Origin of the sequence: Aggregatibacter segnis ATCC 33393 (assembly GCF_900476035.1) — a bacterium.
Taxonomy (GTDB): Bacteria; Pseudomonadota; Gammaproteobacteria; order Enterobacterales; family Pasteurellaceae; genus Aggregatibacter; species Aggregatibacter segnis.
Map to the genome: position 1 here is coordinate 1,298,501 of NZ_LS483443.1, position 15,792 is coordinate 1,314,292.

At 43.8% G+C, this 15,792-nt stretch carries 14 protein-coding genes; 8 read left to right on the plus strand and 6 right to left on the minus strand.

The genetic code is table 11. The features are described 5' to 3' along the window. Positions 1 to 48 precede the first annotated feature (48 nt). Both aceF and lpdA read left to right on the plus strand, forming a co-directional pair. Positions 49 to 1,929, plus strand: a complete 1,881-nt coding sequence (gene aceF, locus DQN58_RS06430; protein ID WP_006717895.1) for a pyruvate dehydrogenase complex dihydrolipoyllysine-residue acetyltransferase — start codon at positions 49 to 51, stop codon at positions 1,927 to 1,929. 99 nt (positions 1,930 to 2,028) lie between these two features. Beyond that, positions 2,029 to 3,453 carry a dihydrolipoyl dehydrogenase gene (gene lpdA, locus DQN58_RS06435; protein WP_006717897.1) on the plus strand — a complete coding sequence of 475 codons (1,425 nt, stop codon included), beginning with the start codon at positions 2,029 to 2,031 and terminating at the stop codon, positions 3,451 to 3,453. 74 nt (positions 3,454 to 3,527) lie between these two features. Here lpdA and DQN58_RS06440 read toward each other — a convergent pair whose 3' ends face one another. Together DQN58_RS06440 and DQN58_RS06445 are read right to left on the minus strand one after the other, a co-directional pair. Beyond that, positions 3,528 to 4,115 carry an aminotransferase class IV family protein gene (locus tag DQN58_RS06440; protein ID WP_006717900.1) on the minus strand — a complete coding sequence of 196 codons (588 nt, stop codon included), beginning with the start codon at positions 4,113 to 4,115 and terminating at the stop codon, positions 3,528 to 3,530. Positions 4,116 to 4,117: 2 nt separating this feature from the next. Continuing rightward, on the minus strand, positions 4,118 to 5,095 hold the full coding sequence (locus tag DQN58_RS06445; protein WP_006717902.1) for an aminodeoxychorismate synthase component I: 978 nt from the start codon (positions 5,093 to 5,095) through the stop codon (positions 4,118 to 4,120). A gap of 94 nt (positions 5,096 to 5,189) precedes the next feature. On the opposite strand from DQN58_RS06445, the gene DQN58_RS06450 reads away from it, so the two are divergent. The 6 genes from DQN58_RS06450 to DQN58_RS06475 all read left to right on the plus strand — a co-directional run bounded on the left by DQN58_RS06450 (position 5,190) and on the right by DQN58_RS06475 (position 11,754). Then, positions 5,190 to 5,756: an anthranilate synthase component II gene (locus DQN58_RS06450; protein WP_006717905.1), complete on the plus strand. Its 567-nt coding sequence runs from the start codon at positions 5,190 to 5,192 to the stop codon at positions 5,754 to 5,756. 151 nt (positions 5,757 to 5,907) lie between these two features. Next, the gene (locus DQN58_RS06455) at positions 5,908 to 6,852 is read left to right on the plus strand and encodes a 2-hydroxyacid dehydrogenase (RefSeq protein ID WP_032997844.1); all 945 of its coding nucleotides are present in this window, start codon (positions 5,908 to 5,910) and stop codon (positions 6,850 to 6,852) included. A gap of 87 nt (positions 6,853 to 6,939) precedes the next feature. Further along, entirely contained in the window at positions 6,940 to 8,886 is a 1,947-nt protein-coding gene (locus tag DQN58_RS06460; RefSeq protein ID WP_006717910.1) for a TonB-dependent receptor plug domain-containing protein, read from the plus strand. A 66-nt stretch (positions 8,887 to 8,952) separates the two neighbouring features. Continuing rightward, entirely contained in the window at positions 8,953 to 9,759 is an 807-nt protein-coding gene (locus DQN58_RS06465; protein WP_006717911.1) for a substrate-binding domain-containing protein, read from the plus strand. A 260-nt stretch (positions 9,760 to 10,019) separates the two neighbouring features. Next, positions 10,020 to 10,997 carry a FecCD family ABC transporter permease gene (locus tag DQN58_RS06470; RefSeq protein WP_006717914.1) on the plus strand — a complete coding sequence of 326 codons (978 nt, stop codon included), beginning with the start codon at positions 10,020 to 10,022 and terminating at the stop codon, positions 10,995 to 10,997. Between the two features lie 4 nt (positions 10,998 to 11,001). After that, entirely contained in the window at positions 11,002 to 11,754 is a 753-nt protein-coding gene (locus DQN58_RS06475) for an ABC transporter ATP-binding protein (RefSeq protein WP_006717917.1), read from the plus strand. A 142-nt stretch (positions 11,755 to 11,896) separates the two neighbouring features. Here DQN58_RS06475 and uvrC read toward each other — a convergent pair whose 3' ends face one another. The 4 genes from uvrC to lpxK form a co-directional block, all read right to left on the minus strand. Next, positions 11,897 to 13,726: an excinuclease ABC subunit UvrC gene (gene uvrC / locus DQN58_RS06480; RefSeq protein ID WP_032998119.1), complete on the minus strand. Its 1,830-nt coding sequence runs from the start codon at positions 13,724 to 13,726 to the stop codon at positions 11,897 to 11,899. Positions 13,727 to 13,837: 111 nt separating this feature from the next. Further along, complete coding sequence (gene kdsB, locus DQN58_RS06485; RefSeq protein WP_006717922.1) at positions 13,838 to 14,611, minus strand: 3-deoxy-manno-octulosonate cytidylyltransferase; 774 nt, start codon at positions 14,609 to 14,611, stop codon at positions 13,838 to 13,840. A 1-nt stretch (position 14,612) separates the two neighbouring features. Then, complete coding sequence (locus DQN58_RS06490; protein ID WP_006717924.1) at positions 14,613 to 14,792, minus strand: Trm112 family protein; 180 nt, start codon at positions 14,790 to 14,792, stop codon at positions 14,613 to 14,615. A gap of 6 nt (positions 14,793 to 14,798) precedes the next feature. After that, positions 14,799 to 15,779, minus strand: a complete 981-nt coding sequence (gene lpxK / locus DQN58_RS06495) for a tetraacyldisaccharide 4'-kinase (protein ID WP_006717927.1) — start codon at positions 15,777 to 15,779, stop codon at positions 14,799 to 14,801. Positions 15,780 to 15,792 lie beyond the last annotated feature (13 nt).

Sequence of the window (15,792 nt, forward strand, 5' to 3'; positions counted from 1 at the left end):
TTGATGAAAGTGCGGTTGGTTTTCCAAACGTTTAAAAGGTAAAAAGAAATGGCTAAACAAATTCAAATTCCGGATATCGGTAGTGATGAAGTGACCGTTACCGAAGTGATGGTAAAAGTTGGAGATACGATTACTGCGGATCAATCCATTATCAATGTTGAAGGTGATAAAGCATCGATGGAAGTGCCGGCACCTGAAGCAGGCGTGGTTAAAGAAGTGTTAGTGAAAGTTGGAGATAAAGTAACCACCGGCACGCCTATGTTGGTACTAGATAGCGCTGACGCGGCACCTGCACAAGCCGCTCAACCGGCCGCAGCACCTGCCGCTGCGCCGGCTAGTGCACAAGTAGTTGATGTGAATGTGCCGGATATCGGTTCTGATGAAGTCAACGTTACTGATGTTATGGTAAAAGTGGGTGATCGCGTTGAAGTGGATCAATCCATTATTAACGTTGAAGGCGATAAAGCGTCTATGGAAGTGCCAGCACCTGTTGCCGGTATCGTGAAAGAAATTATTATTAAAGCGGGCGATAAAGTGTCCACCGGCACATTGATTATGCGTTTTGAAGTTGCCGGCAGTGCGTCTGCTTCAGCACCAGCGGCATCTGCGCCTGCTGCCGCACCTGCCGCACCAGTTGCCGGTGGTGTGAAAGAAGTGAATGTCCCTGATATTGGTGGTGACGAAGTTAACGTGACTGAAATTATGGTAAAAGTAGGCGATAGCATCACAGAAGAGCAGTCATTAATTACCGTTGAAGGTGACAAAGCTTCGATGGAAGTGCCGGCACCATTTGCCGGTGTTGTTAAAGAAATTTTAGTGAAAGCGGGTGACAAAGTCTCTACCGGTTCATTAATTATGAAATTTGAAGTGGCAGGTTCTGCACCAGTTGCCGCAGCTGCACCACAAGCTACTGCACCGGCTCAGGTAGCAGCGCCAGCTGCCGCACCTTCTGCGTCGGCAGCAACGGCATCTGATGCTGATGTCACTTCAGCGAAAAGTTTTGCACACGCCACACCGGTGATTCGCCGTCTTGCCCGTGAGTTCGGTGTTAACTTAGATAAAGTGAAAGGTACCGGTCGTAAAGGTCGTATCTTAAAAGAAGACGTTCAAGCTTATGTAAAAGCGGCAGTGAAAGCGTTAGAAAGTGGTTCTTCAGCAACTGCTGGTGCTGCAAATGGCGCAGGTTTAGGCTTGTTACCATGGCCGAAAGTTGATTTCAGCAAATTTGGTGAAATCGAAGAAGTGGAATTAAGCCGTATCAATAAGATTTCCGGTGCGAACTTACATCGTAACTGGGTTATGATTCCACACGTTACTCATTTCGATAAAGCAGATATCACCGAGTTAGAAGCTTTCCGTAAAGAACAAAATGCCTTAGCGGAAAAACAAAAACTTGGCGTGAAAATCACACCGGTTGTGTTTATTATGAAAGCGGTTGCTAAAGCATTAGAAGCGTATCCTCGTTTCAACAGTTCTATCACTGAAGATGCGCAGCGCTTAATCTTGAAAAAATACATCAACATCGGCGTGGCGGTAGATACACCAAATGGTTTAGTTGTACCGGTATTCAAAGATGTGAATAAAAAAGGCATTATCGAGCTTTCCCGTGAATTGGCTGAAGTTTCTAAGAAAGCCCGTGACGGTAAATTAACGGCATCCGATATGCAAGGCGGTTGTTTCACCATCTCCAGTATTGGTGGTTTGGGTACAACTCACTTTTCGCCAATCGTGAATGCGCCGGAAGTGGCGATTTTAGGTGTATCCAAATCTTCAATGGAACCTGTTTGGAACGGTAAAGATTTTGCACCGCGCTTAATTCTTCCGATTTCCTTGTCATTCGACCACCGTGTTATTGACGGTGCCGACGGTGCACGCTTCATTAGCTACATCGGTTCTGTGTTGGCAGATTTACGTCGTTTAATTATGTAATTTATTGTGCCTCTCTCAAATGAGAGAGGCATTTTTAAATTTTTAGCGCTTGATTAAATGAAGTGCGGTCATAAAAAATCGCATTTTTAAGGAGACAAAATGAGTAAAGAAGTGAAAACCCAAGTGGTTGTGCTTGGCGCAGGTCCGGCAGGTTATTCCGCTGCATTCCGTTGTGCTGACTTGGGCTTAGAAACAGTCATTGTTGAACGTTATTCTACTTTGGGCGGCGTTTGTTTAAACGTAGGTTGTATTCCGTCTAAAGCGTTATTACACGTTGCAAAAATTATTGAAGAAGCTAAACACGTTGAACATCACGGCGTTGTTTTTGCTGAACCAACCATTGATTTAGATAAAATCCGTGCCGGTAAAGAAGGCGTGGTTTCTCGCTTAACTGGTGGTTTAGCCGGTATGGCAAAAATGCGTAAAGTGCAAGTGGTGCAAGGCGAAGCTAAATTTGCTGATTCCCACACTTTAGCGGTGACCGATAAAGACGGTAATGTTACGAACGTGAAATTTGATAATGCGATTATTGCAGCAGGTTCTCGTCCAATTGAATTGCCATTTATTCCACACCACGATCCACGAGTTTGGGATTCTACCGATGCGCTTGCATTGCGTGAAGTGCCAAAAGAATTGTTAATCATGGGCGGTGGTATCATCGGTTTGGAAATGGGGACCGTTTACCAAGCGTTAGGTTCTAAAGTTGATGTGGTTGAAATGTTCGACCAAGTGATTCCTGCTGCAGACAAAGATATCGTTAAAATCTTCACTAAACGTATTGAGCAAAAATTCAATTTAATGCTTGAAACCAAAGTGACTGCCGTAGAAGCGAAAGAAGACGGCATCCATGTGTCTATGGAAGGCAAAGCAGGCAGCATCACAAAACGTTATGATGCCGTATTAGTAGCTATTGGTCGTACACCGAACGGTAAATTGCTTGATGCAGAAAAAGCCGGCGTCAACGTTGATGAACGTGGCTTCATTCGTACCGACAAACAAATGCGTACCAATGTGTCTCACATTTTTGCTATCGGTGATATCGTTGGTCAACCAATGTTAGCCCATAAAGGTGTTCATGAAGGTCACGTGGCTGCTGAAGTTATTGCAGGTAAAAAACACTATTTCGATCCGAAAGTGATTCCTTCTATTGCCTATACAGAGCCTGAAGTGGCATGGGTTGGTAAAACTGAGAAAGAATGTAAAGCGGAAGGCTTGAACTATGAAGTGGCAAACTTTCCGTGGGCTGCTTCCGGTCGTGCTATTGCTTCTGACTGTGCCGACGGTATGACAAAACTGATTTTCGATAAAGACACTCATCGCGTATTAGGTGGAGCTATTGTAGGTACCAACGCAGGTGAATTGTTAGGTGAAATCGGTTTGGCGATCGAAATGGGTTGTGATGCGGAAGACATTGCGTTAACCATCCACGCGCACCCAACTTTACACGAATCTGTCGGTTTAGCGGCCGAAGTCTTCGAAGGTTCCGTCACCGACTTACCAAATCCAAAAGCGAAGAAAAAATAATTTGCTTGATTAAACATAAAAGCCTTTCCAAATGGAAAGGCTTTTTTCTTGCTTAAATATTGCAGGATGATTTTTTATTCCAATCCATTCAACGCATTGATCAACCTGATTTCTTCAAACAAACTCAAATCCGTGGCTAAAATCGACCGCACTTTTATGCGACCTTGGGCTAATAGTGCCGCCCGTTGGGTGCCTTCAAGGAGTGGCGTGTCGGGGGTGAACCATTGTGTACCTTGGCGGAAAATAAGATTGCCGATAGTGCAATCGGTGACATATCCGTTTTTGATGATCATGATTTCATCGCAATCGCCTTTTTGCGCGAGTAATTCGTTTAATAAAGTGCGGTCAGCGAATTTTAAGCCGTAGTCAATGTGGTCGCAGATAACCGGTTTAAAGGTACGACAATGTTTACGCTGGTAAGGAAAATAACGGCATTGAATTTGCTCTGCATTGTAATCGATTCGGCAACGAATCAGCGGTTCGGCAGTCAATTCGAGCGGTACACGAATATGTTCGGCAAGTTGAAAAATGCGAGGAAAAACGACCGCACTTTGTTTGCCATAAAACGCCTGTAAACTGCGTTCGTAGCGTCGTTGATGGAGTGCGATATTGCGGATCTTGCCTTGTTCGATGGCAAGGGTTTCAAATAAAGGAAATTCCATGGTTAAGCCCTCTGTAACGGCACATACACTTTTTGAATTAATTCTTGATATTCTTCCTGTGCGTCACTTTGAATGGTAATGCCTCCACCACTGCGGAAAACAAAGCCTTTTTCTGTGTCTTCAATAAAACGAATTGCCACCGCACTTTGTAATTTTTTCCCATCAAAAATACCGAATATACCGGTGTAATAGCCACGAGGTTGTTGTTCGGCCTGTTGAATAATTTGTACGGTTTTTTCTTTGGGGGCGCCACTGATAGATCCGGCGGGTAGCAATTTGGCAAGAAGAGAGCCGATTTCTTTCTGCCAGTTTTCCGCTAATTCACCACGAATTTCGGAGCTAGTTTGCAAAATGGCGCTGCGTTCTGTTTGGATTTCTTCCACATAACGAAAGCGAGTCACTTGAATGTTTTCAGCAACGGTGGCTAAATCATTGCGCATTAAATCCACGATGGTGTAATGTTCCCGCTGCTCTTTTTGATTGTTGAGCAAGGTGGCTTGGGCATGGGGAAGTGTTGCATCAATCGTGCCTTTCATCGGATAAGTGAAAATATGGTTGTCGTATAAATTGACAAAACATTCCGGTGAAAAACACACAAATTGATCTTTGAACAACAACTTGTATTTTGCCTGACTGTATTGGAAGAGTTGACGCAGTGAATAATGGGTTTCAATCAGTGTCGGATAAGTCAGATTCAGCAAATAGGAATTACCGAAGTGCTGTTCCTGTTGTACTAAATCAAAGCCTTTTTGATAGGCGGCAAAATCCATTGGCTGTTTATGTAAATAAAAAGGCGCTATCGGCAAATCTTCCAGCCAATTCACGTTGGTATAATCAGGAAATTGGACGAAAATCCCTTGCTCAGCCATTTCATTTAGCGGACACAATATCGGTTTTTGTTGCTCAAAATCGATTAAAAAGAAGAAGGGCGTTTTCGCTTCGCCAAATTGGTTCGCTTGTTGAATAAAATCTTGCCACATAACATTATCTCGTGAAAAAACGGCGAAAATTTTAGCTTAAATCGCCATAAAATTATATACTTCACCGCCTATTTAGCCCTTTGAGAAAGATGTTATGTCACTACTGATCATCAATAATCACGATTCTTTTACGTTCAACTTAGTGGATCTCATCCGTCGTTTGGATGTGCCATTTCAAGTGGTTAATGTGGAAGAACTGGATTTAGATGCCGTGGGCGATTTTTCTCATTTATTGATTTCTCCCGGCCCTGATGTGCCGCGCGCTTATCCACAATTATTTGAGCTGCTGGCGCGTTATCAGCACAGCAAATCCATTTTGGGCGTGTGTTTAGGGCATCAAATGTTATGTGAATTCTTTGGTGCAGAATTACATAATCTTCCGTCACCACGTCATGGGCAAGCCAAGCGGTTGCAGTGTGTGGCGGAATCCCTTCTCTTTAAAGATATGCCTCAGGCCTTTCAAATTGGCTTATATCATTCTTGGGCGGTAAGTGAGCTGAATTTCCCAAGTGCATTACAAATTACCGCCCGTTGTGATGACAACATCATTATGGCCATGCAGCATAAAACGTTGCCGATTTACGGGGTACAATTTCATCCGGAATCCTATATTTCGGAATATGGTGAGCAAATTTTGCGAAATTGGTTGCAGGAATCTTAAGAAGAACCATCAAAGTGCGGTGCTTTTTCGCTGCGTTTTTAGATCGAGATCACACAAATCATAAAAATCCTTTCTCTCCCTTGTTTTTGCGCAAAGGCTTCTTTAAGGTTAGACGTCATATTCAAACGTTGTGAAACTAAAGGAGTTTTTGATGAACATTGTTTTTCTCGATCGTACCGGTATTCCCGCAAGCCATAATATTCCACGTCTAAGCTTTCCACACACATGGACGGAATATGACCGCACTTTGCCGGAGGAAACCTTTGAACGCAGCAAAGACGCCGATATTGTGGTGACCAGCAAAGTGGTGTTTGACCGAGAATTATTAAGCCGCTTACCGAAATTAAAACTCATCGCAATTACCGCCACCGGTACCAACAACATTGATTTAGATGCCGCGAAAGACTTGGGTATTGCTGTGAAAAATGTGACGGGCTATTCTGGTGTGACCGTGCCGGAGCATGTATTGGGCATGATTTTCTCATTAAAACATAGTCTTATTGGGTATCATCGCGATCAAGTGACCTCTGATCGCTGGGCCACCTGCGGACAATTTTGTTACACCGATTACCCGATTACCGATGTGCGAGGCGCGACGTTAGGTGTATTTGGTAAAGGTTGCTTAGGCACAGAGGTGGGTCGCTTGGCGCAATTATTGGGTATGAACGTGTTGTATGCGGAACACAAAGGTGCAAGCCATATTCGTGAAGGCTACACTGAATTTGAAACCGTATTGAAACAAGCGGATATTGTTACGCTGCATTGCCCGTTAACCGATACCACCAAAAATTTAATCAATGCGGAAACGTTGGCATTAATGAAACAGACCGCTTATCTCATCAATACCGGGCGAGGCCCATTGGTAGATGAAGCTGTATTATTAGATGCGCTAGAAAACGGCAAAATTGCCGGTGCTGCCTTGGATGTGTTGGTCAAAGAACCACCGGAAAAGGACAACCCATTAATTCAAGCGGCAAAACGTTTGCCGAATTTATTAATCACGCCGCATATTGCGTGGGCGAGTGATTCAGCAGTAACCACTTTAGTGAATAAAGTCGCGCAAAATATCGAAGATTTTGTGGCGCACGGTAAGTAATTTTCGTTTCCTGTGCTATGATGTGGCGCCTGAAAAAGGGCGCCATTTTTTATGGCAAATTTCGTCTTTTAAATTGGAAAATCGAGAATGAAGAAGAATCTTATTACGACAGCAATGTTATTCAGTTTACCGGCGCTTGCCTTTGCCGCTGAACAAGCAAAAACCGAATTAAAACCTATCAGCGTTTATTCTGCGTACGCCACACCGGTGAACCAAGATCAAACCGCTTCATCTGTTACCGTTCTCACTGAAAAAGAGTTTGCCGAGCGCAACGCGACTTATGTGAGCGATGTGTTGAAAACCGTGCCGGGAGTGGCAATGGGAGTCAGTGGTGGACGCGGTGCGATAACAAGCCTTTTCCTACGTGGCGCAAATTCAAAACATACTGCGGTCATTATTGACGGCATTCGTGTTAATCCGGCTGATACTAACTTTGATTTCGGTGGTTTAGCGTTAAGTAACATTGAACAAATCGAAGTGTTACGTGGCGAGCAATCTGCACTTTGGGGCAGTGATGCCATGGGTGGCGTGGTTTATATCACCACCAAAAGCGGATTATATAAAGACAAAGAATTTAACGTTGATTTCGACTTAGGTGCAGGTTCACACCGCACCCGTGATGGCTCTGTCACCCTTTCCGGTCAACATCACGGTCTTTACTATGCCCTTCATGGTGATAGTCATCGTACGCAAGGGATCTCTGCGCGTAGCGAACGCGTATTTAATTATACGAGCGTATCCGGCGCAAAAAGTACAAACGTGCCGGCGACTGAAAAGGATGGCTTCCACCGTGATAACGTGTCTATGCGTTTAGGTTTTGATGATGGTCAAAAAGGCGTTGATTTCCTGGCTTCACATTCATCTCAAACGGTTCATTTTGATAATAGTGCAGAGCACGAAAGAAAATTTGATGACAATACCCGTACACGTGAAACCCGCTATAAATTAAGCGGTTATTTTGGTAATGCAGAAGATTTATTCGTGCATAAAGCGGCGGTAAGTCACGTTAAAACCGATGCTGATACTGCACAATATAGCAGTTGGACTTCTGCTGTTGGTAAAACAGAATACGACAGCAAAAAGTTGAATACGAACTATCAACTTGATATTAACTTCGACCGTGAAGGTGAAGTCAAACAAGCCGTCAGCGTATTAGCGGATTACCAAAATACGAAATATGTTGCTTCCGCTTACAATTTTGCTGAGAAAAAATTAACCGAGAAAAGTGTTGCCGCAGAGTACCGTTTATTTACTGAAGCGGACCACAGCCTTTCTGTTAGCGGTCGTTATACTGACAACAGCGTATTTGAAAATGCTTTCACCGCACGTCTTGCCGGTGCTTATCGTTTCACACCAAATGTTAAAGCGCACGCAAGTTTGGGCAAAGCTATTCATAATCCGACCATGTCCGAATATTACGGTTGGGGTGGAACTTGGTTAGCTAACCCGAACTTGAAAGCAGAAAAAAGCTTGGGGGGCGAATTTGGTGTCTTATTTGAAACCGATGATAAGCGTCATAGCTTGGATACGACCTATTTTGCCCGTAATGTAGATAACTTTTTAAGTGACGAAAATTCCCTTACCGGCAATTACATGAATCCAACAAATCGTGCGGTAAACCGTGATGGTAAAACCAAAATTAAAGGCGTAGAGATTGTGTATAACGGAAAATTCACTGATAGCCTTTCAGGTTATGCAAACTACACTTACACCTATATTAAATCTGAAAATGATCAATATGGTTCAAACTATGTTCGCCGTCCGAAACACACAGGAAACCTAGGGTTAGCTTATCAAATCACGGAAAAATTAGGTTCTGATGTCAATGTGTCTTATGTGGGTAAACGTCTTGATTCCGGCGATTTCAAAATGCCTTCATACACCTTGGCAAATCTTGGCGTGAACTACCAACTCATGTCAAATCTCAACATTTATGCGAATTTAAACAACGTATTCAATAAAAAATACGAAAACGTCCTTGGCTATGGTCAAGACGGACGTCATGTTTATGTTGGCTTGAGAGGATCGTTCTAATCATAAGGCGGGCTTTGGTCCGCCGAATTTTTTAATCATGGCGGGCTAAAAACCCGCCTTCGTTATATGAAAAAAACATCCGTTATTTTCACCGCACTTTTTCTTTCCTTTTCTGCACACGCTGAGCAATTTGTTTCGCTCACCTTGTGCAGCGACCGACTGCTTGCGGAAATTGCCCGTCCGGAACAAATCGCGGCGATGTCGCCTTACTCTCAAAATCCGCGCATGATGCTGGATAAAATTAATCGAGATAAACCTATCCTTGAGCCGCAACTTACCGCATTGTTGCCTTATTTGGATAAAACGCTGTTGATTAATGAAACCTTTTATCCTCAATTGGTCGCTGATTTAAAGCGCCTTGGCGTAAAAATTGTGCCGATTAACGACAGTCCACAAACCGCTGAAGAATTATTTGAACTCCTGTTGCAACTCGGAAAAATCACCGGTAATGAAGCCCATGCGGAACAGTTGGTAGCAAAATTAACATCACAAAAGACCAAAATGAATGTGTCCTTGACTGATACGCTAATGTTATCGGAAACCGGCGTAGTGGAACCTATTTTCCCGCAATATAACGTGCTATTAACATTGCTTGGTTTAACACCGTTAAAATACCCATTGACCCCGCAAAATTTTTCATTGGAAAAAGTGCTGCTTGCTCAACCTAACGGGTTAATCGAAATCACTGACCAACAAAGCTATAACGAACAGGCGGAATTGCTTGACCATCCTCTGCTAAAAAAATACTTTGAAAATCGACCGCACTTTCGCATTCCGATGAAATATACTTATTGCTTTGATCACGGTGTGTGGCAAGGGGCGGAGAGGATTTATCAACAATGGAAGTCATGGAATTCGACAAATCTCCCTTGAATGAGACAAATCTCTCCTAGCCCCTCTTTACTAAAGAGGGGGATTTTCTTTAGTAAATTAACCCCAGATGGCATATTTACCTTTTTTGTGTGTGAATGATTAAAATGAAAGGCATCAGAATGATAAATTATCGATACAACAGTTCCCCTCTTTAGTAAAGAGGGATTTGGGGAGATTTGTTAAATTAATAGAAAGAGATTTGATAACATTAAAACGAAGAACATACCGAATGATCTTTGGATTGCATAGGAAATAGCCCATTGACAAAAATACAAAAATTAAATACCGCACTTTTTTCATTCTTACTGTTGATAACAAGCATTGCCCTTTATCATCAACTTGGCGATTTTGCGCATCTTAAAAATGCGGATGGGGTGCTGACTGATATGCGCTCGCTTGTATTGTGGGATGTTCGTGTACCGCGCATTGGTTTGGCGATTTTAACCGGCGCCTGTCTTGCTCTTGCAGGGAATGCCATGCAGGGTATTTTTCAAAATCCATTGGCAAGCCCGGGTTTGCTCGGCAGTAGCGCCGGGGCAACTGCTGCCAGTGTGCTTATTCTTTATTATTTTTCTGTGCCGTTTACGGTATTGCTGTTCGGCGGTGTTGCAGGGGCATTAGCGAGTTTTTTATTGGTGTATGCCATTGCTAAAAATCATGGCACGACCATGATGCTCCTCAGCGGTTTGGCGGTGAATATGTTGCTTGGCGCCGCCATTGCGTTGTTGTTATCTAACGCCGAAAGCCCTTGGGCGCTAGCAGAGCTTTATCGTTGGTTACAAGGCTCATTAGTGTGGGCGAAGCTTGACACTTTGGTGATTTCACTGCTGATCGTTCTGTTTGGTTTAGTTTGTTTATACCGCGAACGTCGTTATGTGGATTTACTCAGTTTCGGTGAAGAGACCGCGGGCACCATGGGGATCGATCCGAAACGAAGTTTTTTTATCACCACCTTTGGCGTTGCGTTGCTCGTCGGCGCAACCATTCCACAAACGGGTGCCATCGGTTTTATCGGCTTAATCGCACCGCACTTTGCACGAATTTTATTGAAGCAACGCCCATCACAACTTTACATAACAAGTGCCTTATTTGGGGCTTTATTGTTGCTCATTGCAGATCTTTGTGTGCAATATGTGCCGTTTTTCTCTCACATTTACATCGGCACACTCACGGCAATGATTGGTGCGCCATGTTTGATTTGGATTTTATTGACGGAACAACGCAGATTGGCAAGGTAACTTTATGATTAAAATCGAGAATCTCTCCCAACCTTACGGGTTAAAAGGCATTCACTGCACTATCCCAACGGGCAAATTGGTCGGCATTATGGGTGCTAATGGTGCGGGCAAATCAACGTTGCTGAAAACCATCGCCGGTATTTTGCCTATTGATAAAGGTGAAATTTGGTTCGATGACAACAGATTGACCGCCATGAGTGCCACACAAAAAAGCCAACAGTTAGCTTATCTTGCACAAAACACGGAAATTCACTGGGATTTATCTGTGTATGACGTTATCGCGTTGGGTTTGCCAAATCCGCTTAACCGAGCCAAAGAACAAGAAAAAGTGCGGTCGATTTCAGAAACGTTTTCCATTTCACATTTATTAGAAAAATCTTTTCGCCAACTTTCCGGCGGCGAAAAAGCCCGCGTACAACTTGCTCGTTGTTGTATCAAAAATGCCCCTTTATTGCTCGCTGACGAACCCATCGCAGCCCTCGATCCGTTTTATCAAATCGATATGATGGAACAATTAAAATCTCTTACGCCCAGCCACACCTGCGTGGTCGCAATCCATCACCTTTCTTTAGCCTATAAATTCTGCGATGAAGTAATTTTATTGAATCAAGGACAAATCATTGCCAATGGCGAAAAAACGCAGGTGTTAACTGCTGAGAATTTGGCAAAAGCGTTTGGCATTCAGGCTGAAATTGATGAAGCGAAAAAAGAGATTATGGGGATTGAGAAGTTAAGTAACGAAAACGTTAAGTACTAATTGAGCTGGTTAGTAAATTAAAAAAGCGCTATTTCGAGAGAAATGGCGCTTTTTGTTTTGATTGTATTAAAAGTGCGGTTCGTTTTTTCAACGTTTTTCATTTGAGAAATACCAAAAAACTGATCGCACTTTCTATTTAAATCTAATGCTGCAGCGTCTCAAAAATCTTTTCTGCCAACGCTTTTGAAATGCCGGGGACGGAGGCGATTTCATCGAGAGTGGCATTTTTAACGCCTTGTAAGCCGCCGAGGTATTTGAGGAGCGCTTGGCGACGTTTAGCGCCTACGCCTTCAATGCTTTCTAAGCCGCTTTGGGTGAAATGTTGTTGGCGTTTCTTACGGTGTCCGCTGATAGCGTGATTGTGGCTTTCATCGCGGATATGTTGGATTAAATGGAGCGCGAGGCTGTCCGATGGCAAATGCAATTCTTTATCCCATTTGCTCAGAATCAGGGTTTCCAAGCCGGCGCGGCGATCGACACCTTTGGCAACGCCAATTAAGTGCGGTCGGTTTTTATTCCATTTTACCTTGAGATTTTCAAACACCTGTAATGCACGATTGAGTTGCCCTTTGCCGCCATCGATAAAAATAATGTCGGGGATTTTGTCTTCTTCTAGATCTTTGTCGTAGCGTTTTAACAGTGCTTGCTCCATAGCCGCGTAGTCATCGCCTTTGGTGATGCCGCTGATGTTGAAACGACGATAATCGGATTTTAGCGGCCCGTCTTGATTGAACACCACGCAGGAAGCGATAGTTTGTTCGCCCATCGTGTGGCTGATATCAAAACATTCCATGCGTTTGATAACATCAATGCCGAGTAATTCTTGCAGGGCGGCATAGCGATCATGTTGCAAGGTAGATTGTTTTAACTTGGTCACTAACGCGGCTTTGGCATTCATTTGCGCAAGTTGCAGGTATTTGCTTTTATCACCTTTGGCATGATCTTGAATGATAACTTTTCGCCCCGCTTGGTCGCTTAATAAGGTTTCCAAATCTGCTTTTTCTTCCAGTTTTTGATCCACGATAATGGTATTCGGAATGGTTCTGCCTTGGTGTGCCTGTAGATAAAATTGCCCAACAAAGGTTTCAGTGAGTTCTGCCAGGTTGGTATTGCTTGGTACTTTCGGGAAGTAGCTACGATTACCCAAAATCTTACCTTGACGGATAAACAACACCTGCACGCAAGCCACACCAAGTTGGTAGGCGATGGCGATAATATCAATGTCATCATGGCGATCGTTGGCGACAAATTGTTTTTCAATTACTGCGCGCACCGCCTGAATTTGATCGCGAACCCGTGCCGCCTCTTCAAAATTCAGTTGCTGACTTGCCTGTTCCATTTGTTTGACCAAATGATCCAACACTTGTTGATCTTTCCCCTGTAAGAACAAGCGGGCAAAATTTACCTGTTGCGCATAGGCTTCGTCTGTTACATAACCTTTCACGCAGGGGGCAAGACAACGCCCGATTTGATATTGCAAACAAGGGCGCGAGCGATTGTTATACACCGAATTTTCGCATTGCCGAATAGGGAACAATTTTTGCAACAAAGACAAGGTCTCACGCACAGCGCCGGCATTGGGATAAGGGCCGAAATATTCCCCTTGGATTTTTTTCGAGCCGCGATAAGACGTAATACGAGGATGAGTTTCTTTGGTTAATAAAATATATGGATAGGATTTATCATCGCGTAACAACACGTTATAACGCGGCTGATAGGTTTTGATGTAATTATGCTCAAGCAGGAGCGCTTCTGTTTCCGAGGTGGTAATCGTGGTTTCAATATGATGAATTGATGCCACCAATGCTTCCGTTTTTTTGCTGTTTAACTGCTTACGAAAATAACTGGATAAGCGTTTTTTCAGATCTTTCGCTTTACCCACATAAATCACCGTGTTGCTATCGTCATACATACGATAAACGCCCGGCAAGTGCGGTACGTTAGCGAGGAATTTTTTGGCGTCGAAAGTCATCATGAATGATTAAGTCGGATTTGATATTGAAATGATTTTAAACATTATCGTCGTTATTTTTTTAAAGCAAATTCCCCTCTTTAGTAAAGAGGGGTTAGGGGAGATTCATCGTTAATGTGATTTTTTCGCTAAAATCGACCGCACTTTTTCCAAATCTTCGGTGGTATCCACACCCACAGCCGGCACTTCTTTGGCGAGTTCTACATGAATTTTTTCGCCGTTCCAAAGCACGCGTAGCTGTTCCAGTTTTTCGATGTGTTCTAATGCGGTCGGTTGCCATTGCACATATTGTTTAATGAAACCGGCTCGATAAGCATAAATCCCAATATGGCGTAGGTATTGTGTGTTCAGTTGCAATTTTGCTACGTCATCCATTTGCGCAAATTGATCGCGATCCCAAGGAATCACTGCACGGGAGAAATAAAGCACATAGCCGTCTTTGTCGGTTAGCACTTTCACCACGTTGGGATTAAATAACTCCTCAGGCTCGTCGATATTAACCGCAAGGCTTGCCATGTTGACAGGGTAGTTAGCGAGATTTTCTGCCACTTGTTTGACGATCACCGGTGGAATAAGCGGTTCATCACCTTGAATGTTCACGATGATTTCGTTGTCGGGAATCGCCAGTTTTTCAACCACTTCAGCTAAACGTTCTGTGCCGGAGTTGTGGCTTTCTGCCGTCATGCATACTTCTGCACCAAAATTTTTGGTGGCGGCAGCCACCTGTTCATTGTCGGTCGCGATAATAATTCGGCTAGCACCGGATTGTTTGGCTTGTTCAAAAACATGTTGAATCATTGGCTTGCCGGCAATGTCCGCCAATGGCTTGCCCGGTAAACGGCTGGAGGCGTAACGGGCGGGAATGATTACAGTGAATTGGGTCATGTTATTGTTCCTCTGATTGGCTTAATGTTTCTGCCTGTTCTGCTAATAATATCGGAATACCGTTTTTGATCGGGTAGGCAAGCTTTTCAATGCGACAAATTAAACGTTGATGTTGCTCATCGTATTCCAAATGTCCATGGCAAGTTGGACAAGCCACGATATCCAATAATTGTTTGTTCATGGTATTTTACTTTGATTTTTGACCGCACTTTTGCGCGATTTTTTGAATCAGTTGCTGTGTTTTATTCCCTTGGATTTCTGTGGTTACCGGCACATACCACCAATTTTCTTGCGCAAAGGCGAGACACTTCACCGCATCTTTTTCGGTCATGAAGAGCGGTTGATTTTTATCGAATTTATCAAACAAAGACACGGTAAAAGCCTGATGATCTTGGAAGGCTTGGGTTTCGCTTAATGTGATTCCCTGTTGTTCTAACATCGCAAAAAAGCGTGGTGGATTGCCGATACCGGCAATAGCCGTGGCGTGGTTAAATTCATTTAACGGACGTTGCGCTTTGGTTACTAAATTTACGGCGTATTGTGGTTTTAAGAGCATCACCGCATCGCTGTATTGATTTTCTGCGCCGTTGGTAATAATGAAATCGACGGATTGTAAACGGCTTGGTAATTCGCGTAACGGGCCTGCCGGTAACAAGAAACCGTTGCCTAGACCACGTTGAGCATCCATGATCACGATTTCAACATCACGCTGTAATTTGTAATGTTGTAAACCGTCATCGCTAATGATGACATCACAAGGCGTATGTTGTAATAGACATTCGATGGCTTGTTGGCGATTGGGTGAAATGCAAACCGGGGCTTGGGTCCGTGTGGCAATTAAAACCGGCTCATCACCGGCTTGCACCGGATCACTGGTCGGTGTGACCAACAAAGGATAAGTTTTGGCTTGGCTGCCATAACCTCTGGAAATCACCCCAGCATTCAGACCGCACTTGCGAAGTTCTTCAACCAACCAAATCACCGCGGGTGTTTTTCCGTTTCCGCCCACAGATAAATTGCCGACAACCACGACGGGAACCGGTGCGCGATAGGATTTTAAGACATCAAAGCGAAAGAGCGATCGACGAAACGTGCTAATCAGCCAAAATAACAAGGAGAAAGGGCAGAGTAGCCATGTGATCCACGAACGGGAATACCAAAACTGCATACTTTCTCCTTAG